Source organism: Streptomyces abyssomicinicus (assembly GCF_008974245.1).
Lineage (GTDB): Bacteria > Actinomycetota > Actinomycetes > Streptomycetales > Streptomycetaceae > Streptomyces > Streptomyces abyssomicinicus.
On the sequence record NZ_BBZI01000011.1, the window covers coordinates 341,050 to 360,423 of the forward strand.

The 19,374-nt window shown below is 74.1% G+C and carries 15 protein-coding genes; 12 read left to right on the top strand and 3 right to left on the bottom strand.

Annotated elements, in window-relative coordinates:
* Positions 1 to 130: 130 nt before the first annotated feature.
* The 3 genes from GBN72_RS26830 to mfd all read left to right on the top strand — a co-directional run bounded on the left by GBN72_RS26830 (position 131) and on the right by mfd (position 5,045).
* On the top strand, positions 131 to 652 hold the full coding sequence (locus GBN72_RS26830; RefSeq protein ID WP_151774602.1) for a YwqJ-related putative deaminase: 522 nt from the start codon (positions 131 to 133) through the stop codon (positions 650 to 652).
* A 193-nt stretch (positions 653 to 845) separates the two neighbouring features.
* A complete protein-coding gene (locus tag GBN72_RS26835; protein WP_151774476.1) occupies positions 846 to 1,376 on the top strand; it encodes an SUKH-3 domain-containing protein in 531 nt (176 codons plus the stop codon).
* 129 nt (positions 1,377 to 1,505) lie between these two features.
* The gene (mfd, locus tag GBN72_RS26840) at positions 1,506 to 5,045 is read left to right on the top strand and encodes a transcription-repair coupling factor (RefSeq protein ID WP_151774477.1); all 3,540 of its coding nucleotides are present in this window, start codon (positions 1,506 to 1,508) and stop codon (positions 5,043 to 5,045) included.
* 386 nt (positions 5,046 to 5,431) lie between these two features.
* Here the strand turns inward: mfd and GBN72_RS26845 are convergent, their stop codons facing one another.
* Positions 5,432 to 6,040, bottom strand: coding sequence for a TetR/AcrR family transcriptional regulator (locus GBN72_RS26845; protein ID WP_151774478.1), 609 nt, complete (start codon positions 6,038 to 6,040; stop codon positions 5,432 to 5,434).
* A 213-nt stretch (positions 6,041 to 6,253) separates the two neighbouring features.
* Between GBN72_RS26845 and GBN72_RS26850 the strand changes: the two genes are divergently transcribed.
* Both GBN72_RS26850 and GBN72_RS26855 read left to right on the top strand, forming a co-directional pair.
* Positions 6,254 to 7,090, top strand: a complete 837-nt coding sequence (locus GBN72_RS26850; protein WP_151774603.1) for an SCO6745 family protein — start codon at positions 6,254 to 6,256, stop codon at positions 7,088 to 7,090.
* Positions 7,091 to 7,254: 164 nt separating this feature from the next.
* Positions 7,255 to 8,055 carry an HNH endonuclease family protein gene (locus GBN72_RS26855; RefSeq protein ID WP_151774479.1) on the top strand — a complete coding sequence of 267 codons (801 nt, stop codon included), beginning with the start codon at positions 7,255 to 7,257 and terminating at the stop codon, positions 8,053 to 8,055.
* 146 nt (positions 8,056 to 8,201) lie between these two features.
* Here the strand turns inward: GBN72_RS26855 and GBN72_RS26860 are convergent, their stop codons facing one another.
* Entirely contained in the window at positions 8,202 to 8,999 is a 798-nt protein-coding gene (locus tag GBN72_RS26860) for a DUF4352 domain-containing protein (protein ID WP_246212933.1), read from the bottom strand.
* 355 nt (positions 9,000 to 9,354) lie between these two features.
* Between GBN72_RS26860 and GBN72_RS26865 the strand changes: the two genes are divergently transcribed.
* The 3 genes from GBN72_RS26865 to GBN72_RS26875 all read left to right on the top strand — a co-directional run bounded on the left by GBN72_RS26865 (position 9,355) and on the right by GBN72_RS26875 (position 14,004).
* Positions 9,355 to 11,592, top strand: a complete 2,238-nt coding sequence (locus tag GBN72_RS26865; protein WP_151774480.1) for an N-6 DNA methylase — start codon at positions 9,355 to 9,357, stop codon at positions 11,590 to 11,592.
* Positions 11,593 to 11,749: 157 nt separating this feature from the next.
* Complete coding sequence (locus GBN72_RS26870; RefSeq protein ID WP_151774481.1) at positions 11,750 to 12,466, top strand: hypothetical protein; 717 nt, start codon at positions 11,750 to 11,752, stop codon at positions 12,464 to 12,466.
* Between the two features lie 38 nt (positions 12,467 to 12,504).
* Positions 12,505 to 14,004 (top strand): serine/threonine-protein kinase, encoded by a 1,500-nt coding sequence (locus GBN72_RS26875; protein WP_281371935.1) that lies wholly within the window; start codon positions 12,505 to 12,507, stop codon positions 14,002 to 14,004.
* Between the two features lie 42 nt (positions 14,005 to 14,046).
* On the opposite strand, the gene GBN72_RS26880 is transcribed toward GBN72_RS26875, so the two are convergent.
* Positions 14,047 to 14,448, bottom strand: a complete 402-nt coding sequence (locus GBN72_RS26880) for a hypothetical protein (protein ID WP_218042090.1) — start codon at positions 14,446 to 14,448, stop codon at positions 14,047 to 14,049.
* A gap of 395 nt (positions 14,449 to 14,843) precedes the next feature.
* Between GBN72_RS26880 and GBN72_RS26885 the strand changes: the two genes are divergently transcribed.
* The 4 genes from GBN72_RS26885 to GBN72_RS26900 all read left to right on the top strand — a co-directional run bounded on the left by GBN72_RS26885 (position 14,844) and on the right by GBN72_RS26900 (position 19,294).
* Positions 14,844 to 15,464, top strand: a complete 621-nt coding sequence (locus GBN72_RS26885) for a SurA N-terminal domain-containing protein (protein WP_151774484.1) — start codon at positions 14,844 to 14,846, stop codon at positions 15,462 to 15,464.
* A gap of 49 nt (positions 15,465 to 15,513) precedes the next feature.
* A complete protein-coding gene (locus tag GBN72_RS26890) occupies positions 15,514 to 16,482 on the top strand; it encodes a nucleoside triphosphate pyrophosphohydrolase (protein WP_151774485.1) in 969 nt (322 codons plus the stop codon).
* A gap of 157 nt (positions 16,483 to 16,639) precedes the next feature.
* Entirely contained in the window at positions 16,640 to 17,941 is a 1,302-nt protein-coding gene (locus GBN72_RS26895) for a cytochrome P450 family protein (protein ID WP_151774486.1), read from the top strand.
* A gap of 135 nt (positions 17,942 to 18,076) precedes the next feature.
* Positions 18,077 to 19,294 (top strand): LysM peptidoglycan-binding domain-containing protein, encoded by a 1,218-nt coding sequence (locus GBN72_RS26900; protein WP_151774487.1) that lies wholly within the window; start codon positions 18,077 to 18,079, stop codon positions 19,292 to 19,294.
* Positions 19,295 to 19,374 lie beyond the last annotated feature (80 nt).

A 19,374-nucleotide genomic window follows, 5' to 3' on the forward strand; every position in this document is an offset into this window, starting at 1 on the left:
TGATCTCGCGTCAACACTCCGTGGTCGCCGCGCCCCGCGTCGGGCGTGTCACGGGCCCTGGCTTCCTTGTCGGCCACAGGGTTTGGCACTCTAAGGCCACCGAGGGGATGCTCGGGAGGTGAGAACGATCATGAAGGCCGCACAGACCGCCAGGACGGAACCGCCGTCCGGTCCGTCGCAGGACCCCCGAGTCGGCTGGAGCAGCGCGGACGGCGCCGCGGCTCCGGCGCTCCTGCACCGCCGTGACGGGATACTCCCGACGGTGGCCGCCGCGCTGTCCGTGCGCGGCAACACGCTCACGGGCACGGCCGCCCGGGGTGACCAGACGCCCGTGCTGCATCCGCTGGTGCAGGACTTCCTCGACGCCCTCACCAGCGACCAGCGCGACCGCTTCACCGGCCGGTGCGCCGAGACGCTGCTGATCTCGCGGCAGATCTGCGCCGCGGACGCGGCGCGGAGCAAGCGTGCCACGCGCCGGCCGATGACCGCCGGCGAGGCCCGCAAGGCGTTGAAACAGGCCAAACTGACCGCCCGTCGCATCCGGGAGGACGGCGATCCGCTGCACGGCAGCTTCGCCGCGCCCTGCCGGGCCTGCGCGGCCCTCTCCGCCCACTTCGGGGTGCGGGTCGTCGACCCGGGCGCCGAGGGCTGACCGCGTCGCAGCCTCCCACCCCCTGTCCGCCGCCTCCTGTCCGCCGCCTCCACCCCCCGTCCGCCGCCTCCCTCCGCCCTCCGCCGTCCGCCGTCCTTCGACCGCTTTCCGCAGCTCCGACCGCCCTCCGCCGCACCTCGACCGCCGTCCGCCGCCCTTCGGCCCTCCCGTCCCCAAGGACTCCAGGTTCCTGATGCAAGCCGAGCGAACATCCTCGACCCGTTTCGCCGTCCACGTCGACGCCGCGCTGCGTGCAGCGGGCTGGGAGCCGGGACGGTGGGACATCCGGCAGGCCGAGGTCTGGGCCGACACCCTGCGCGAGCACGTCTCGCCCGCCGGGCACACGCACGCGGTGCACACCGCGGCGGTGGAGGTGTGGGCGGAGTTCGGCGGCCTGCGGGTGGCGCCGTCCGGGCCGGGACGGCAGGTGGCGCCGGCCGAGTTCGAGATGGACCCCATGCACGGGCTGCACATGGCCCGCACGCTGGGCGACCTCGGCCGGGCGCTGGGGACCGAGCTGTGCCCGGTCGGCGCCGAGCCGGCCAGCGGTGCCCTCCTCGCCATGGACGCGCTGGGCCGCGTCTACGCCCTGGACCACGCCGGTGACTGGTTCCTCGGCCCCGGCATCGACCAGGCCGTCACCACCCTCGTCACCGGCACCGCCCCCACCCGCCTCACCACCGCGGACCTCCCCGCCCCCCGCCCCGCCACCCCGCAGAGCTGACCGCACGCGGCGGTGGCGCCGTCGGGTCCGCACCGTCCCCCGTCCGCGACGTACGCTGGAACCCCCGGTCCGCCCCGCGTACCGGGCGCTTCGCGTGACACGAGAACCCCGCTGGACGGAAAGGCCTCCATGAGCCTGCACGGTCTGCTCGACGCCGTCGTCAAGGACGCCGCACTCGCCGAGGCGGTGCGTGCCGCCACCGAGGGCCACCGCACCCACGTCGACCTGGTCGGTCCTCCCGCCGCCCGCCCCTTCGCGGTGGCCGCGCTGGCCCGGGACGCCGGCCGCACCGTCCTCGCGGTGACCGCGACCGGCCGTGAGGCCGAGGACCTCGCCGCCGCGCTCCGCTCACTCCTCGACCCCGACGCCGTCGTGGAGTACCCGTCCTGGGAGACCCTCCCGCACGAGCGGCTCTCCCCCCGCAGCGACACCGTCGGCCGCCGCCTCGCCGTGCTGCGCCGCCTCGCGCACCCGAGCGCCGACGACCCCGGCGCCGGACCCGTCCAGGTGGTCGTCGCCCCGGTCCGCTCGGTCCTCCAGCCGCAGGTCAAGGGCCTCGGTGACCTGGAGCCGGTGTCCCTGCGCACGGGAGCGCAGGCCGATCTCCAGGACGTGGTGACGGCGCTCGCCGCGGCCGCGTACTCCCGCGTGGAGCTGGTGGAGAACCGCGGCGAGTTCGCGGTCCGCGGCGGCATCCTCGACGTGTTCCCGCCGACCGAGGAGCACCCGCTCCGTGTCGAGTTCTGGGGCGACGACGTCGAGGAGATCCGCTACTTCAAGGTGGCCGACCAGCGGTCCCTGGAGGTCGCCGAGCACGGCCTGTGGGCGCCGCCCTGCCGCGAGCTGCTGCTGACCGACGAGGTGCGCCGCCGCGCCGCCGAGCTGGCCGAGGCCCACCCGGAGCTGGGCGAACTGCTCGGGAAGATCGCCGAGGGCATCGCCGTCGAGGGCATGGAGTCCCTGGCCCCCGTCCTCGTCGACGACATGGAACTCCTCCTCGACGTGCTGCCCAAGGGGTCGATGGCGGTCGTCTGCGACCCGGAGCGGGTCCGCACCCGGTCGGCGGACCTGGTGGCGACCTCGCAGGAGTTCCTCCAGGCGTCCTGGGCGGCCACGGCCGGCGGGGGCGAGGCCCCGATCGACGTCGGCGCGGCCTCCCTGTGGTCGATGGCGGACGTCCGGGACCGTGCCCGTGAGCTGGACATGCTCTGGTGGTCGGTCTCCCCGTTCGCCGCCGACGAGGTCACCGACGAGTTCTCCGGCGGCGACACCCTCAAGCTCGGCATGCACGCCCCCGACACCTACCGCGGCGACACGGCCCGCGCCCTGGCCGACACCAAGGGGTGGGTGGCCGACGGCTGGCGCATCGCGTTCCTCACCGAGGGACACGGCCCGGCGGCCCGGATCACCGAGGTGCTCGGCGGGGAGGGCGTCCCGGCCCGCCTGGACAAGGACCTCACCGGGCTCACGCCGTCGCTGGTGCACGTCTCCTGCGGCAGCGTCGAGTACGGCTTCGTGGACCCGGGCCTGAAGCTGGCCGTGCTCACCGAGACCGACCTGTCCGGCCAGCGCACCGCGACCAAGGACGGCGCGCGGATGCCGGCCCGGCGCCGCAAGGCGATCGACCCGCTCACCCTGGAGCCGGGCGACCACATCGTGCACGAGCAGCACGGCGTGGGGCGCTACCTGGAGATGGTGCAGCGCACCGTGCAGGGCGCCACCCGCGAGTACCTGGTGGTGGAGTACGCGCCCGCCAAGCGGGGACAGCCCGGCGACCGGCTGTACATCCCGACCGACCAGCTGGAGCAGATCACCAAGTACGTCGGCGGCGAAGCGCCCACCCTGCACCGCCTGGGCGGCGCGGACTGGACGAAGACCAAGGCGCGGGCGAAGAAGGCGGTCAAGGAGATCGCCGCCGACCTGATCAAGCTCTACAGCGCGCGGATGGCGGCGCCCGGCCACGTCTTCGGCCCGGACACCCCCTGGCAGCGGGAGCTGGAGGACGCCTTCCCGTACGCGGAGACGCCCGACCAGCTCACCACCATCGCCGAGGTCAAGGCCGACATGGAGAAGTCGGTCCCGATGGACCGCCTGATCTGCGGCGACGTCGGCTACGGCAAGACCGAGATCGCGGTGCGTGCCGCGTTCAAGGCGGTCCAGGACGGCAAGCAGGTCGCCGTCCTCGTCCCGACGACCCTGCTGGTGCAGCAGCACTTCGGCACCTTCAGCGAGCGGTACGCGCAGTTCCCGGTGAAGGTGAAGGCGCTCTCCCGGTTCCAGTCGGAGGCCGAGGCGAAGGCGACCCTGGAGGGGCTGCGGGACGGCTCGGTGGACATCGTCATCGGCACCCACCGGCTGTTCTCGTCGGAGACCAGGTTCAAGGACCTGGGTCTGGTCATCGTCGACGAGGAGCAGCGGTTCGGCGTCGAGCACAAGGAGCAGCTGAAGAAGCTGCGCGCCAACGTGGACGTCCTCACCATGTCCGCCACGCCCATCCCGCGCACCCTGGAGATGGCGGTCACCGGCATCCGTGAGATGTCGACGATCACCACCCCGCCGGAGGAGCGCCACCCGGTGCTCACCTTCGTCGGCCCGTACGACGAGCGGCAGATCGGTGCGGCGATCCGGCGTGAACTGCTGCGTGAGGGCCAGGTGTTCTACATCCACAACCGGGTGGAGTCGATCGACCGGGCGGCGGCGCGGCTGCGGGAGATCGTGCCCGAGGCGCGGATCGCGACGGCGCACGGCCAGATGTCGGAGCAGGCGCTGGAGCAGGTCGTCGTCGACTTCTGGGAGAAGCGGTTCGACGTGCTGGTCTCCACGACGATCGTGGAGTCCGGCATCGACATCGCCAACGCCAACACGCTGATCGTGGAGCGCGGCGACAACTTCGGCCTGTCCCAGCTGCACCAGCTGCGCGGCCGGGTCGGCCGTGGCCGGGAGCGGGGTTACTCGTACTTCCTGTACCCGCCGGAGAAGCCGCTGACGGAGACCGCGCACGAGCGGCTGGCGACCATCGCCCAGCACACCGACCTGGGCGCGGGCATGTACGTGGCGATGAAGGACCTGGAGATCCGCGGCGCGGGCAACCTGCTCGGCGGCGAGCAGTCCGGCCACATCGCGGGCGTCGGCTTCGACCTGTACGTGCGGATGGTCGGCGAGGCGGTCGCCGAGTACCGGGCCTCGCTGGAGGGCGGTGTGGAGGAGGCGCCGCCGCTGGAGGTCAAGATCGAGCTGCCGGTGGACGCGCACGTCCCGCACGACTACGCGCCGGGCGAGCGGCTGCGGCTCCAGGCGTACCGCTCGATCGCCTCCGCCAACTCGGAGGAGGACGTCGCGGCGGTCCGCGAGGAGCTGGTGGACCGCTACGGCAAGCTGCCGGAGCCGGTGGAGAACCTGCTGCTGGTCGCGGGGCTGCGGATGCTGGCCCGGTCCTGCGGGGTGGGCGAGATCGTGCTCCAGGGCAACAACATCCGCTTCGCGCCGGTGGACCTGCGGGAGTCGCAGGAGCTGCGGCTGAAGCGGGTGTACCCGGGCACGGTCATCAAGGCGACCGCGCAACAGGTGCTGGTGCCGCGGCCCAAGACCGCGAAGATCGGCGGCAAGCCGCTGACGGGGCGCGAACTGCTGGCCTGGACGGGCGAGTTCCTGACCACGGTGCTGTCCTAGCGCCGCCGTCGGCACCGACGTGGGCGCCGCCGGCGGTGCCGTCACGGGCGCTGCCGTCGGTGCCGATGTGGGCGCCGTCGGTGGTGGGTCATGGGCGCTGTCGACGGTGCGGTCATGGAAGCTGCCGGCGGTGCGTCATGGGCGGCGCCGTCGGTGCCGTCATGGGTGCTGCCGGTGGTGCGTCATGGGTGCTGCCGTCGGTGCTGCCGCGATGTCGGTGCTGGTCCGGTGGCACTGTCGGGGGCGGCCGTCGTGGCCGGCGGGGCCCTCGTGGCGGCGCCGCTCCGGCGCGGCGCCTTGGCGGCGCGGCCCCTGGTGGGCACGGGCACGGGCACGGACAGGGGCCTGGGTGAGGGGCGGGTGGCGCGCGGTGTGCCGCTCGCCCCTCACGCCGTGTCCGTGTCCGGGCCGGCGCCCGGCCTGAACAGCGTCGCCGCCACCTCGCGGAACATCTCCTCGGGCTCGCCTCCGCCGAGCGCGTCGTCGAGGTTGTGCGCCAGCAGGAGCGTGGCGAAGCCGTGCGCCAGGGACCAGGCCGCGACGCCGGCGAGCCGTGATTCCACGCCGCGGTCCCGGGCCGGGACCCCGGCCACGGCGTCCCGCAGCGCCGCGTCGGAGAGCGCCTGGGCGGTGATCAGCTCGACGTCGCCGGTCCGGAGCAGCTGCGGCGCGAACATCACCTGGAAGTGCGCCGGATGCTCCCGTGCGAAGCGCACGTAGCGGACGCCGGCCTCCCGCAGGTCCTCCGCCTCGCGCAGGGCGCCGGCGAGCAGTTCGTGGCCCTCGGCCGCGATGGCGGTGAGCAGGCCGGCCCGGTCCTTGAAGTGGTGCGCGGGCGCCGCGTGCGAGACGCCGGCACGGCGGGCCAGGTCGCGCAGGCTCAGCGCGGCCGGGCCGTCGGCGGCGATCGTCTCCAGGGCGGCGGACATGATCGCGCGCCGCAGGTCGCCGTGGTGGTAGGGGCGGGCGGAGGGCGTGGAACGGGGCGTGGCCATGGGGCCAGGTTACTCCCATCTGGTCATTGACAAGTTGCGCGCGCGCCCGCAATCTGGACGGTGACAAGTTCTTTCTCGTCCGGGCACGGCTGAAGACGGAGGTGCGTCATGGTGGAGACGACCGGTGCGGCGACGGGGGCCACGGGCGGAATCGTGGCCGGGACCGCGGCCGGGGAGGCGGCCGGTGCGGTCCCTCTCGCCGATGTCCGTCGCATGTGGCACCTGCTGGAGCCGCTGCACGCGGTGCTCTACTACGCGCCGGAAGCGTTCGAGGAGGCCGCGGCCCTCGGTTACGAGGTGGGGGAACGCTGGCCCGCCTACTTCGCCTTCCGTGCCGCGCCGTTGGGGGCGGTGGGTGCGGTGCGGGCGGCCTCGGCCTTCTACAGCATGAGCCCCCGGATGGTGGAGCGGTACATACCCGCCGTCTGGGAGACGGCGAGTCCCGCGGCCGTTCTCGCCGCCCGGTCCCGCGGCGTCGACCGTGCCTACCGGTCCCTGTTCGGCGACCGGGTTCCCGGTCCGGAGATGCGCGAGGCGGCGGCGCTGGCCCGGTGTGCCGCCGAGGCGGCCGACCTGTCAGGCCGTCCGTTGGCCGCGGCCAACGCCGAGCTGTCCTGGTCGCGGGAGCCGCATGTCCAGCTGTGGCAGGCGGCCACGGTCCTGAGGGAACACCGGGGTGACGGCCACGTGGCCGCTCTGATGACGGCCGGGCTCGACCCGGTCGAGGCGCTGGTCTCCTTCGCGGCGATCGGTGCGGCGAGCCGGGAGGTCCTCGGCAGCAGGGAGTGGAGCGCGCGGGAGTGGGAGGAGGCGCGGGAGCGGCTGGCCGCCCGCGGCCTGGTCGCCGAGGACGGTGCGGCCACCGAGGCGGGCCGGGCGCTGCGTGAGCGTGTCGAGCGGGAGACCGACGCCCTGGCCGCCGTGCCGTGGCAGGCCCTGGGTGTCGACAGGACGGCTCGACTGGCCGAACTGCTGGGGGAGTTCTGGGTGGCGGTGATCGGCTCGGGCCTGCTGCCCGCGGCCAACTCCCTGGGCATCGGCAAGGTGTGAGGCCGCCGGCAAGGTGTGGAGGCGGGTGGCGGTGTGCGAGGGGCGGGGCGCGGTGTGAGGGAGGGGCCGCCGACCCGTACGAGTGACACCCGGAATGCCCGGTACCGCCGGGGGCATGATCGCATTGGTTCCTGCAGTTCCGACACGACCGGAGGTAGCGAACTATGCGCAACGAAAGGCCAGTCGGCGACCGCCGCCGCGCCATCGGTGTCCTCTCCGCCCTCGCCGCGGCCGCGGCACTGGCCTCCGGGTGCCAGGTGCCCGGGGGTTCCGTCGACAACTCCCCCTCGGACGCCGCCGGTTCACCCACCGGGCCGCCGGCGGCCGGAGCCGGGCGCGCCGTCAGCCCGCTCGACAACCCCGACGGCACCAAGCCCGGCCTCGCGGTCGTCTCCTCGGACGCCGACCGCGCCGAGGCCCGTGAACTGATCGAGAAGGTCGCCGTGAAGGGCCGTGGCCCCAAGACGGGCTACGATCGGGACGAGTTCGGCGAGGCGTGGCTGGACACCGCCGACGTGCCGCTCTCCCGCAACGGCTGCGACACCCGCAACGACCTGCTGCAGAGGGACGGCGACGAGCTCGAGTTCCGTACCGGGTCCAACTGCGTGGTGGTGGCGATGACCCTCGCCGACCCCTACACCGGCAAGGAGATCGACTGGATCAAGGCGGACGCCGCCGAGGTGCAGATCGACCACGTGATGGCGCTGTCCTACAACTGGCAGATGGGCGCCTCGCGCTGGTCCCGGGAGAAGCGGGAGGCGATCGCCAACGACCCGCTCAACCTCCTGCCGGTGGACGGCCCCACCAACTCGGCGAAGGGCGACTCCGGCCCGGCGACCTGGGTCCCGCCGAGCAAGGCGATCCGCTGCGCCTACGCGGTCCGCTTCGCCCAGGTGTCACTGAAGTACGAACTCCCGGTCACCAAGGCGGACAAGGCGGCCATGCTGCGGCAGTGCGGAGGCTGACGGCGGCCTCCCTGGCCGCGGCCGCGACGGCCGGCGCGGAGCGGTGTCGCCTCGGGGCGGAGTGGGGCGGGGTGCGGCGGACGCGGCGAGGGGCCGCCCGGTGATCGGACGGCCCCTCGGAGTGGTGCGAGGAGTGGTGCGGTGCGTCAGAGCTTGACGTCCCAGAAGACCGACTCGTAGTCGAAGCTCGGGGAGACCTCGAGGACCAGGTTCGTGGTGCCCTTGGGCACCGAGAAGCCGAAGGTCTGCGTGGTCTTCTTGCCGGCGGTGACGGAGCCCTCGAACATGCCCAGGCTGTCGGCGTCGATGATGGACTCGGCGGGAGTGCCCTCCTCGCCGGCGGTGGCCTCGACGGTGCCCAGGGCCAGGTCGACGGTCGCGTCGCTGCCGTTGTTGATCTCGACGGTCACCTCGTAGGCGTCGTTGCCGGCCTCGTGGCCGACCGCGAACTCGTCCGGGGTGTACTTCTTGACGTCGGTGACGGTGGCCACGAGGCCGTCGTCGAACTCCATGCCGTCACCCAGCGCGAGCAGCTCGCCGTCCTTGGGAGCCTCGCCCTCGGCGCCCGGGTCCTTCGGGGCGGTCGCGGCGGCGTCCTTCTCGAGCTTGTCGAGTTCCTTCGAGAGGTCCTCGGCGGCCTTGTCCACCAGCAGGACGGTGAACACCAGGATGGCGGCGGCGGCCACGACGGAGATGGCGCCGAGGATCACACCGGTGAGGGACGCGCCCTTGTTGGTGGCCTCGCCCTTCTTCACCTTGCCCAGGCCGATGATGCCGAAGATCAGCGCCAGGAGGCCGAGGAGCCCACCGAGCCAGAAGAAGAGAATGGTGACGGTGAGCACGAGGCCGATGATTCCGAGAACCAGTGCGGTCGTGCCCATGCCGTTCTTCGGCTGCTGAGGCGCGACCGGCGGGGCCGGCGCGTAAGGCATCTGCTGGGACATTGAAGCTCCCCCTCCAAGGGTCGTAACTGCCCGCACGTTGTCGTGTCCACGTGTAGGCAGGGGCAAGCACATCACGAGCTGTGAACCGGATCAACCAGATTCCGCCCGCCGAGACGGTCTTGTGATGAAACATCGGGCCGACCTGTGAACATTCGGTCGGTGCTTCGGGACGGCCGGGGAAGACGAGGATGCGAGCGGTGCGCTCGCCGGCCCCTGGTGGTCCGTCTGGCGTGGGTAATCACAGCAGAGATTGTGAACGCGGTCAACCAGGTTCACAGACTGATGGCGGTACACGCTGTGAACATTCTGGTCACGTGGCTATGCTCAGGCACACCGAACGAGGGAGAGGGGCCCCGTGCAGGAGAACGCGACCGAGGTGACGGCGGCCGGCATCGCCCGGCTGGCCGGAGTGGGTCGGGCGGCCGTGAGCAACTGGCGGCGGCGGCACGCGGACTTCCCCAAACCGGTCGGGGGCACCGAGACCAGCCCCGCCTTCCTCCTCGGGGAGGTGGAGGAGTGGCTCCGCCGACAGGGGAAGCTCGCCGAGGTCCCGCTGCGTGAACGGGTCTGGCAGCAGGTCGCCGGTCACCCCGACGGCCCGGCCGCCGCGCTCACCCAGGTCGGCTGCGTGCTCCTGCTGGTGCACGAGCGCCCCACCCGCTGGCTGGAGGCGGCCGCCGGTTCCGACGAGCGGCTCGCCGCCCTGCTCCCGGCCGACCTCGCCCAGATCCTCGCGGTCCGTCTCGGCACCGCCGCGACCACCGCCGGTTCCCACCACGCCCTGAGCGACGACGGCGCCGCGGGCGGTGCCCCGGGCCCCGCCCCGCTGGCCCCGCCCGCAGTCCGCCCGCCCACCGGGCCGCAACTCCTGCCCTCCGTGCCCCTGTTGCGCGGCGCCGCCGAACTCGCGGCCGAGAACGGCGCACGCCACACCTACGAGTTCCTGCTGGACCGGTACGTCGACCCCCGCCACCACACCCTCACCCCGCCCGGTCTGGCCGACCTGATGGCCGACCTGGCGGGCACCGGCGGCCCCGACCGGCCCGGCTCGCCCCGTGTGGTCCTCGACCCGGCCTGCGGCACCGGCACCCTGCTGCGCGCCGCCGCCCGCACCCACCCCGCCCGCGAACTCCACGGCCAGGACAGCGCCCCCGCCCTCGCCGAACTCACCGCGCTGCGCCTCGCCCTGCACGCCCCCGGCCCGGTGCGCACCGCCGCCGCCGACACCCTGCGCGGCGACGCCTTCCCCGCCCTGCGCGCCGACGCCGTCCTGTGCCACCCCCCGTTCAACGAACGCAACTGGGGCCACGACGAACTCGCCTACGACCCGCGCTGGGAGTACGGCTTCCCGGCCCGGACCGAGTCCGAGCTGGCCTGGGTGCAGCACTCCCTGGCCCGGCTGCGCGAGGGCGGCACCGCCGTCCTGCTGATGCCGCCCGCCGCGGCGTCCCGCCGCTCCGGCCGCCGCATCCGAGCGGACCTGCTGCGCCGCGGCGCGCTGCGCGCCGTGATCGCCCTGCCGCCCGGGACCGCGCCCCCGCACAGCCTGCCCCTCCACCTGTGGGTGCTGCGCCGCCCCGGCCGGTCGCCCGTCCGCCCGGAGGTGCTGCTGGTCGACACCCTCGGCGCCCCGGCCGTCGCCCCCGGCGCCACCGGCCCCGCGTCCCGCTCCGGTCCCGACTGCGACGTCGTCCGGGAGATCGCCCTCGATGTCTGGCAGGCCTACGAGCGCACCGGCGCCTTCGCCGAGCGGCCCGGGGTGGCCCGCGTGGTCCCGGTGATCGACCTGCTCGACGACGACGTCGACCTGACCCCCGCCCGGCACCTGCCGCCGCCGGTCACCACCGAGGGTCCCGAGCAACTGGTCGCCGTCCGTGAACGCCTCGACGCCACCCTGCGACTCACCGCCGAACTGGCGCCGGCCCCCCCGCCGCCCGGTCCGGCCGCCCGCGAGGACTCCGCCACCGGCGGCTCCGGGCCGGTCACCACCGTCGGCGAACTCGTCCGGGGCGGCGCCCTCACGCTGGCCCTGGGCGGGACCGGCGGCCGCCGCGGCCTGCCCGTCCTCACCGACCTCGACGTGATCAACGGCACCGCCCCCTCCCCGCCCTCCCCGCCCGCCCCGGCGACCTCCTCCCGCGCGGCCGGCACGGGCGGGGCCGACGACGACGACGCGGCCGCCGCGGACGACGACACCGTGGTCACCCGCGCCGGGGACGTCGTGCTGCCCGTCTCCGGCGGCGAACCCGTCGCCCGGGTCGTCGACGAGGTCTCCGCGGGCGCGGCCCTCGGCCGCAACCTGGTGCTGCTGCGCCCCGACCCGGAGACCCTGGACCCCTGGTTCCTCGCCGGCTTCCTGCGCGGGACCGCCAACCACCGCCGCGCCAGCAGCTTCGCCTCCACCGCCACCCGCCTCGACGTCCGCCGCCTGCGGGTGCCCCGGCTGCCGCTGGAGGAGCAGCGCCGTCACGGCGAGCGGTTCCGCGCGCTCGACGAGTTCGAAGGCGCCCTGCGCCAGGTCGCCCAGCTCGGCGAGCGCCTGATCCGCGGTTCCTACGACGCCCTCACCGAGGCCGCGGCCCCGCCCCCTTGAGGCCCCCTCGGTCCCGGCCGCCCCCGGGCGCGCGTGCGTTCCCGGTCCGCCGCGGCCCACCGCTGCGATCCGGCAACGGATCCCGCGCTACGGGGCCGGGCGCGGGGGACCGGCAAGTACCCTGCTCGCAGCCGTCGGTACACACACAGGAGACGCCATGCAGGGCCTGGGCCATCACCAGCCGGTCACGCCGCCGCCGCCCACCGGTCTGCTGGTGTTCCTGCGGATCCTCTTCGTGACCGTCGCCGTCGGCAGCATCGGCCTGCTCATGTGGGTGCCGATGCTGCGGCTGGCGATCGTCACCCGCAAGGTGCTCGACTGGGTGCTCTTCGGCCTCTCGTTCGTCCTGCTGCTGGTCTCCTGCGCCCTGCTGATGTCCGAGCCCGACGACGAGGTCGACACCGCCCCCGAGGTCGTCGGCGTGCTGATGCTGCTGATCACCCTGGTCGCCGTCATCTCGTACTACCTGGTCGCGGAGATCCGGCACTACGAGCAGCGGCGCCGCCACCCCGGCGCGGCGTTCGGCCACGGCCACACCGGCGCGGGCACCGGCTACGGCTACCCGTACACGGGGAACCCCTACGGCTCCCCGCAGCCGCCCGGCACCTGGTCCGGCGGGCACACGCCCGCCCCGCACACCGCCGGCTCCCACATCCCGGCCCCGCACACGGCGGGCCCGCACACGCCCGCCCCGCACACCGCCGGCTCCCACACCGCGGTCCCCACGCCCTCGCACACCGCCACGCCCACGCCGCCCGTCACACCCCCCGTGACCCCCGCCCCCGGCGGCCGCATCGACCAGGTGCGCGCCGAACTCGACGAGCTCAGCGACTACCTGCGCAAGCAGGACGGCGGGCCGGAGAACGCCAGGTGACCACCACCACCGGCCGCGTCGTCGCCGGACGCTACGAACTGTCCACGCTCATAGGCCAGGGCGGCATGGGCCAGGTATGGACCGCCTACGACCGCCGCCTCGACCGCCGCGTCGCCGTCAAACTGCTCCGCCCCGACCGCGTGGCCGGCGCCGAGGCGGAGGAGCTGCGCCGCCGCTTCCTGCGCGAGTGCCGGGTCACCGCCCAGGTCGACCACCCCGGCCTGGTCACCGTCCACGACGCGGGCAGCGAGCGGGACGACCTGTTCCTGGTCATGCAGTACGTCGACGGAGCCGACCTCGCCGACCACCTCGCCGAGCACGACCCGTACCCCTGGCACTGGGCGACGGCCGTCGCCGCCCAGCTGTGCGCGGTGCTCAGCGCGGTGCACGCGGTGCCGATCGTCCACCGCGACCTCAAGCCGCGGAACGTCATGGTCAAGCAGGACGGCACGGTGACCGTGCTCGACCTCGGCGTCGCCTCCGTGATGGACAGCGACACCACCCGTCTCACCCACACCGGTTCGCCCATCGGCTCGCCCGCCTACATGGCGCCCGAGCAGGCCATGGGCGGCGCCGTAGGCCCCTACACCGACCTCTACGCCCTCGGCGTGGTGCTGCACGAACTGCTGTCCGGCGAGGTCCCGTTCGCCGGGACGACCGCGCTCGGCGTGCTCCACCGCCACCTCTACGAGCCGCCGCTGCCGGTCCGCCGGCTGCGCCCCGAGGTGCCCGAGGCGCTGGAACGCCTGGTGCTGCGGCTGCTGGAGAAGGACCCGCAGGCCCGTCCGTCCTCCGCCCAGGAGGTCTACGAGGCGCTGCTGCCCCTGCTCCCCGGCCGCGGGCTGCCCAGCGGCGCGCCCCTCGACCCCACCCGCCCCTTCCTGCGCCCGCACGCCCCCTGGCCGGACCGCGCCCGCACCCCCGCCCCACGGCCCGCGCCCCCCGCCACCGGCCCGGCGTCCCCCGGGGCGCCGAAGCCGGCCGTGGCCGACGCCGTCGACGAGGTCAAGCGCCTGCTCGGCGACGGCCGGATCACCCAGGCCGTGGACCTCCTCGGCGCGATCCTCCCGGACGCCGCCACCCAGCACGGCGAGCGTTCCCCGGTGGTGCGCACCCTGCGCAAGCTCTACGCCGCCACCCTGATGGACGACGGCCAGTACCGCCGCGCCCTGCCCGAGCTGCGCCGTCTCGCCGAGGAACGCGCCGCCGAGGCCGGCCACGACGACCCGCAGGCGCTCGGCTTCCGCTTCGACGCGGCGCTCTGCCTGGAACAGCTCGGCGAGGCCACCGCCGCGCTCGCCGAGTACCGGGCGCTGCTGCCCGCCTACGAGAACCCGTACGCGGGCGGCGACCGGTCCCGCGCCCACGACCTGCGCCGCCGCATCGGCCACCTCCTGCTCGCCCTCGGCGACCGCCAGGCGGCCCACGACACCCTCGCCCGCCTGGCCCTGGACGTGGAACGCCTCCACGGCCCGGCCCATCCCCTGGTCGGCGAACTCCGCCGCACCCTCCAGTGGCTCGGCCAGATGGGCGGCTGAACGGGAGTTCCACCGGTTCCCCCGGTACCGGCGGCGGCGGTGTCAGCCGGGCGTGACGCCGAAGTGCTCGCGTACCTGGCGGACGTTCGGCGGGCCGTTGAACCCGAGTTCCCCCGGGCCGACGACGATCGACCCGTCCTCGTTCCTGTACTCCTGCGGGGTGGCCCAACGGTCCTCGATGTCGGGCGACGCGGCGTAGGCCCGCAGGACCGCCTCCATCACCGTGACGGCCTCGGCCTCGGTGGCCGCCTCGACCACCACGTCACCACGCTGCCAGCCACCACCGAACTGGTCGCTGCAGTCGAACTCCGCGGAGCGGACACCGGCCGTCGACGTCGTCACCGAGGTGAACGCCTCCTCGCACCCGGCGGCACCGGACGAGCACGCCGAGACGGGCAGCAGCAGCGCCGCCGCCAGGACAGCCGGCAGCAACCGCGTTCGCACATGTCGCATCGTTCGGTCGGTCCTCTCCGTGATGTCCGGCCGGTCGCCGGCGTTCGGCCGGTCGCCGGCCGGCCGGGCGGGGTGACGGTCACGCGGCGTTCCCGGGCATCCCGTGGCCCCGCTGTACGACCTGGCACCGACCGACGCGAACGGAGTATGCCGTAGAGCCGGCGGCGGACGGACCGGATCGGGTGGATCACGTGTTCCTGCCGTGGCCCTCGTTCCCGCGGCCGGACAGGTCCTCGCGCGCCGGTGGGCGGGTGACGTTTCGGCGGGACGTCCCGATCGTTGGCACGACGTTGGCGCCGGGGGCTGGTTCACAGCCCCGGCGCTGCCTACCATCGATCACCGCAAGACTTTGTGCACCAAAGCACAAACTCCAACGGGAGGTTTCCTTGCAACGCCGCCGCCGTACCGCGCTCCTGCTTTCCGCCGCTCTCGCGGCGCCACTGCTCACCGCCTGCGGATCCGACGCGCATCCCGGCGCCGCGGCCGTGGTGGGCGGGGAGCGGATCACCCAGGCTCAGGTCGAGGAGCGGGTGCGTGAGGTGCGCGACGCGCAGCGCGCCGTCGTCACCGAGGACGAGCAGTACCGGCAGGTCGTCGCCCAGACGGGGACGCTGGCCCGGTTCACCGTGCAGGCCATGGTCCTCGACCGGGTGCTGCACCACGCCGCCGACGAGGCGGGCGTCACGGTCACGCCCAGGGAGGTCCAGGACCTGCGGACCAACCTGGAGCAGCAGCTCGGCGGCCGCCAGGGCCTGGAGAACACCTGGCTCCAGCAGTACGGCGTCGCCCCCGGGAGGCTGGAGGAGAACCTCCGCCTCCAGGTCGCGGCGAGCGAGCTGGCCCAGCGGCTGGGCACCGAGACCGACACCCCCGTGTTCACCGAGGCGCTGGCTGCCTCGTCCAAGGACCTCGGCATCGAGATCAACCCGCGCTACGGCACGTGGGACGCGGAGAAGAGCGCCCGGGCGGACCTGCGGACGCCGTGGGTGAAGGACGTCGAGGCCTGACCGGCCGCCCCCGGCCGGGTGTGCCGCGGCGCTGCGTTACGTTCGGAGGGTGAACGTCAACAGCCCCGAGGACACCCCCGGCCGCGTCGTCCTGCTCACCACCAGCCACCGGGTCGCCCCCGGGCTGCTGTCCTGGCCCGCCTGGCGCGTGCTGCGCGAGGCGGACCGGGTGCTCTGCGCGGACGACGCGCACCCGCAGCTGCCGTACCTGCGCGAGGCGGGGGTGACGGTGGAGGAGGCGTCCCTCTCCGCCGGGGAACTGGTCGACGCGGCGGACGGCGGGCGCACCGTGGTGGTGGTCGCCGGCGGCGAGGGCGAGCCCGCGCTGACCGACGGCCTGGCCCGGCTGGCCGGCTCCGGCCGCGTCCGGATGCCGGACCTGGAGCTGCTGCCCGCCTCCTACGACCTGCCGGGCGCCCGGCTGCTGGACCTGGTCCAGGTGATGGACCGGGTCCGCGCCGACTGCCCGTGGACCTCCCGCCAGACCCACGAGGGCCTCGCCAAGTACGCGCTGGAGGAGGCGTACGAGCTGGTCGAGGCGATCGAGACGGGCAACCGGGAGGAGCTGCGGGAGGAGCTCGGGGACGTGCTGCTCCAGGTCGTCTTCCACGCGCGGATGGCGGAGGAGGACGAGGAGGAGCCGTTCTCGGTCGACGACGTGGCGGGCGGTCTGGTCGCCAAGCTGATCCACCGGCATCCGCACGTCTTCGGCGAGGAGTCGGCGGCGACCCCGGAGGAGGTCGAGGAGCACTGGCTGCGGACCAAGGCGGTCGAGAAGCAGCGGTCCTCGGTCACCGAGGGCGTGCCGCTGGGGCAGCCGGCGCTCGCGCTCGCCGCCAAGCTGGCCTCCCGGGCCCGCAAGGCGGGACTGGACGCGCCGCTGCCGGCCGGTGAGGGCGTGGGGTACGAGCTGCTGACCCTCGCGGTCCGCGCGGAGGCGGCGGGCATCGACCCGGAGTCCGCCCTGCGCGCCGCGGCCCGCGCCTACCGCGACGCCATCCACACCGCGGAACACTGATCCCCCCACCCGGCGCGAGCCCCCGGGGCCGCCCCGGGTGACCTCACGCGAACCCATGCGCACCGCGCACCCCGGCGCACCGCGACGTGAACGCCGGACGGCCACGGCCGCGCGGGGCTGGACGAGGCCCCGGCCCCGCGCCGCGTACCGTCGTGGGGTGACCGAGCCGCACCCGACACCGCCCGCCCCGGAACTCTTCACCTGGGAGTTCGCCACCGACCCGTACCCGGCCTACGCCTGGCTGCGCGAGCACGCCCCCGTGCACCGCACCCGCCTGCCCAGCGGCGTGGAGGCATGGCTGGTCACCCGGTACGCCGACGCGCGGCAGACCCTCGCCGACCCGCGGCTGTCGAAGAACCCGGCCCACCACGACGAGCCCGCGCACGCCCGGAACAAGACCGGCATCCCGGGCGAGCGCAAGGCGGACCTGATGACGCATCTGCTGAACATCGACCCGCCCGACCACACCCGGCTGCGCCGCCTGGTCGCCAAGGCGTTCACCCCGCGCCGCGTCGCGGAGTTCGCGCCCCGCGTGCAGGAGCTCACCGACACCTTGATCGACGGCTTCGCCGCACGCGGCAGCGCGGACCTGATCCACGAGTTCGCGTTCCCGCTCCCCATCTACGCCATCTGCGACCTGCTCGGCGTCCCCCGCGAGGACCAGGACGACTTCCGGGACTGGGCGGGCATGATGATCCGCCACGGCGGCGGGCCGCGCGGCGGCGTGGCCCGGTCGGTGAAGAAGATGCGCGGCTACCTCGCCGACCTGATCCACCGCAAGCGCGAGGCGCTGCCCGCGGAGCCCACGCCCGGCGAGGACCTGATCTCGGGCCTGATCCGCGCCTCCGACGAGGGGGAGCACCTGACCGAGAACGAGGCCGCCGCGATGGCGTTCATCCTTCTCTTCGCGGGCTTCGAGACGACGGTCAACCTCATCGGCAACGGCGCCTACGCGCTGCTCACCCATCCCGCCGAGCGCGACCGGCTGCAGCGCTCGCTGGCCGCGGGCGACCACGCGCTGCTGGAGACGGGCATCGAGGAACTGCTCCGGTTCGACGGCCCGGTGGAGCTGGCCACCTGGCGGTTCGCCACCGAGCCGCTGACCGTGGGCGGGCAGCGGATCGCGGCGGGCGACCCCGTCCTGGTGGTGCTGGCCGCCGCGGACCGGGACCCGGAGCGCTTCGCCGAGCCGGACACCCTCGATCTGTCCCGCCGCGACAACCAGCATCTGGGGTACGGGCACGGCATCCACTACTGCCTCGGCGCCCCCCTCGCCCGTCTCGAGGGCCGGACGGCGCTGGCGACCTTGCTCACTCGGCTGCCCGACCTCCAACTCGGCGCGGCACCGGAGGAGTTGCGCTGGCGCGGTGGGCTCATCATGCGCGGCCTGCGGACTCTTCCGGTCGAGTTCGCTCCTGAGCCGGGACGAAGTGGAAGCAATAGCTCGACAGTTCTGTGATGTTCGCGTGTTCCTCGCGACATCGAGTTGTGATGGACGATGATCAGCGGCTACGTTCCCGCAGAGACGCGTCGACCCCCCGGCGGGATGCCGGCCGGGTCCGCGCGGCCATCGCAGTCGACGAAAGGCATCCGCATGCTCTCCGGAAACGGTCGTCACCGCCGCCCCCGTCAGGCGCCGGCGGTCGTCGTCGCGGCCGGCGTGACCGGGTCCGCACTCGCCCTGCCGCTCTTCGCGGCCACCGGTGCCAGCGCGGCCGAGGGGGCGACCTGGGACCGGGTCGCCGAGTGCGAGAGCGGGGGTGCCTGGAGCTCCGACACCGGCAACGGCTTCTACGGCGGCCTCCAGCTCAGCCAGGAGCAGTGGGAGGAGAACGGCGGCCTGTCCTACGCCTCCAACCCCGCCGAGGCCAGCCGTTCGCAGCAGATCGCGGTGGCCGAGCGCATCCTCGCCGAGCAGGGCGCCACCCCGTGGCTGGCCTGCGGCGCCATGAACGGACTGCGTGAGGACGGCCCGGCCGCCCGGGTGGACACCGGTGTGGACGCCCTGCGGACCGGTGACGTGACCGGCCCCGGCGCCTACGACGGCTCCGCGTCCGGCTGGGGCGTCGGCGGCGACCGTGCCGGAAGCGGGAACGCGGGCGGCGAGGCCGACGGCACCGCCGGTACCGGCAATGCGGACAAGAAGGACAAGAGCGGTGATTCCGGCGAGCGGGACGGTTCCGGTGACCGGGCCGACCGCTCCTCGGGTCATGACCTCTTCCCCGGGTCCGAGTACGCCCCCGAGGGCGACGGCGGGATCGCGGACCTCGGTCTGGACCTGGGCCTGGTGGACACCGGCACCGGAACCCCGGTGATCCCGGACCTGCCCGAACTGGGCGGCGGCTCCGGCGACCAGGGCGGTCACGGCGGCGACAAGGCCACCGAGGACGACAAGGCGACCGAGGGCGGCAAGGACAAGGGCGACTCCGACGGGAAGGGCGGCGCCGGCTCGGCCGACGAGGAGGATCCGCTCTTCGGGGGCGACGGCTCGCTCTTCGGCGACGACACGCCGCTGTTCGGCAGCGGCTCCGGCGCGCAGGAGGAGAGCACGGACGCCGATTCCGGCTCCGGGCGCCACCGCGGCGCCAGCGCCGAGGAGTCCGGCGAGGAGAGCGAGGGCGGCTCCTCCGGCCGTCACGCCGCCGTCGCGGAGACCTACACCGTGCGGGCCGGCGACAGCCTGGTGTCCATCGCCAGGTCGGAGGGTGTGAAGGGCGGCTGGCGTGCCCTCTACGAGGCCAACGAGGACCTGATCGGGAAGAACCCGGACCGCCTCGCGCCGGGCACGACGCTCACCCTCCCGGTCGGCTAGGCCGAAGACCAGGCAGGGTGAAAGTCGGGCAAAAGCGGGGGAGTTACCCACCTTTTCGTCCCGGAATGTCTGATTCCGGC

Excerpts from the sequence above, each read along its gene's own strand:
- GBN72_RS26830 (WP_151774602.1), top strand. The coding sequence starts at position 131 with ATGAAGGCCGCACAGACCGCCAGGACGGAACCGCCGTCCGGTCCGTCG.
- GBN72_RS26835 (WP_151774476.1), top strand. The coding sequence starts at position 846 with ATGCAAGCCGAGCGAACATCCTCGACCCGTTTCGCCGTCCACGTCGAC.
- mfd (WP_151774477.1), top strand. The coding sequence starts at position 1,506 with ATGAGCCTGCACGGTCTGCTCGACGCCGTCGTCAAGGACGCCGCACTC.
- GBN72_RS26845 (WP_151774478.1), bottom strand. The coding sequence starts at position 6,040 with ATGGCCACGCCCCGTTCCACGCCCTCCGCCCGCCCCTACCACCACGGC.
- GBN72_RS26850 (WP_151774603.1), top strand. The coding sequence starts at position 6,254 with ATGTGGCACCTGCTGGAGCCGCTGCACGCGGTGCTCTACTACGCGCCG.
- GBN72_RS26855 (WP_151774479.1), top strand. The coding sequence starts at position 7,255 with ATGCGCAACGAAAGGCCAGTCGGCGACCGCCGCCGCGCCATCGGTGTC.
- GBN72_RS26860 (WP_246212933.1), bottom strand. The coding sequence starts at position 8,999 with ATGTCCCAGCAGATGCCTTACGCGCCGGCCCCGCCGGTCGCGCCTCAG.
- GBN72_RS26870 (WP_151774481.1), top strand. The coding sequence starts at position 11,750 with ATGCAGGGCCTGGGCCATCACCAGCCGGTCACGCCGCCGCCGCCCACC.
- GBN72_RS26900 (WP_151774487.1), top strand. The coding sequence starts at position 18,077 with ATGCTCTCCGGAAACGGTCGTCACCGCCGCCCCCGTCAGGCGCCGGCG.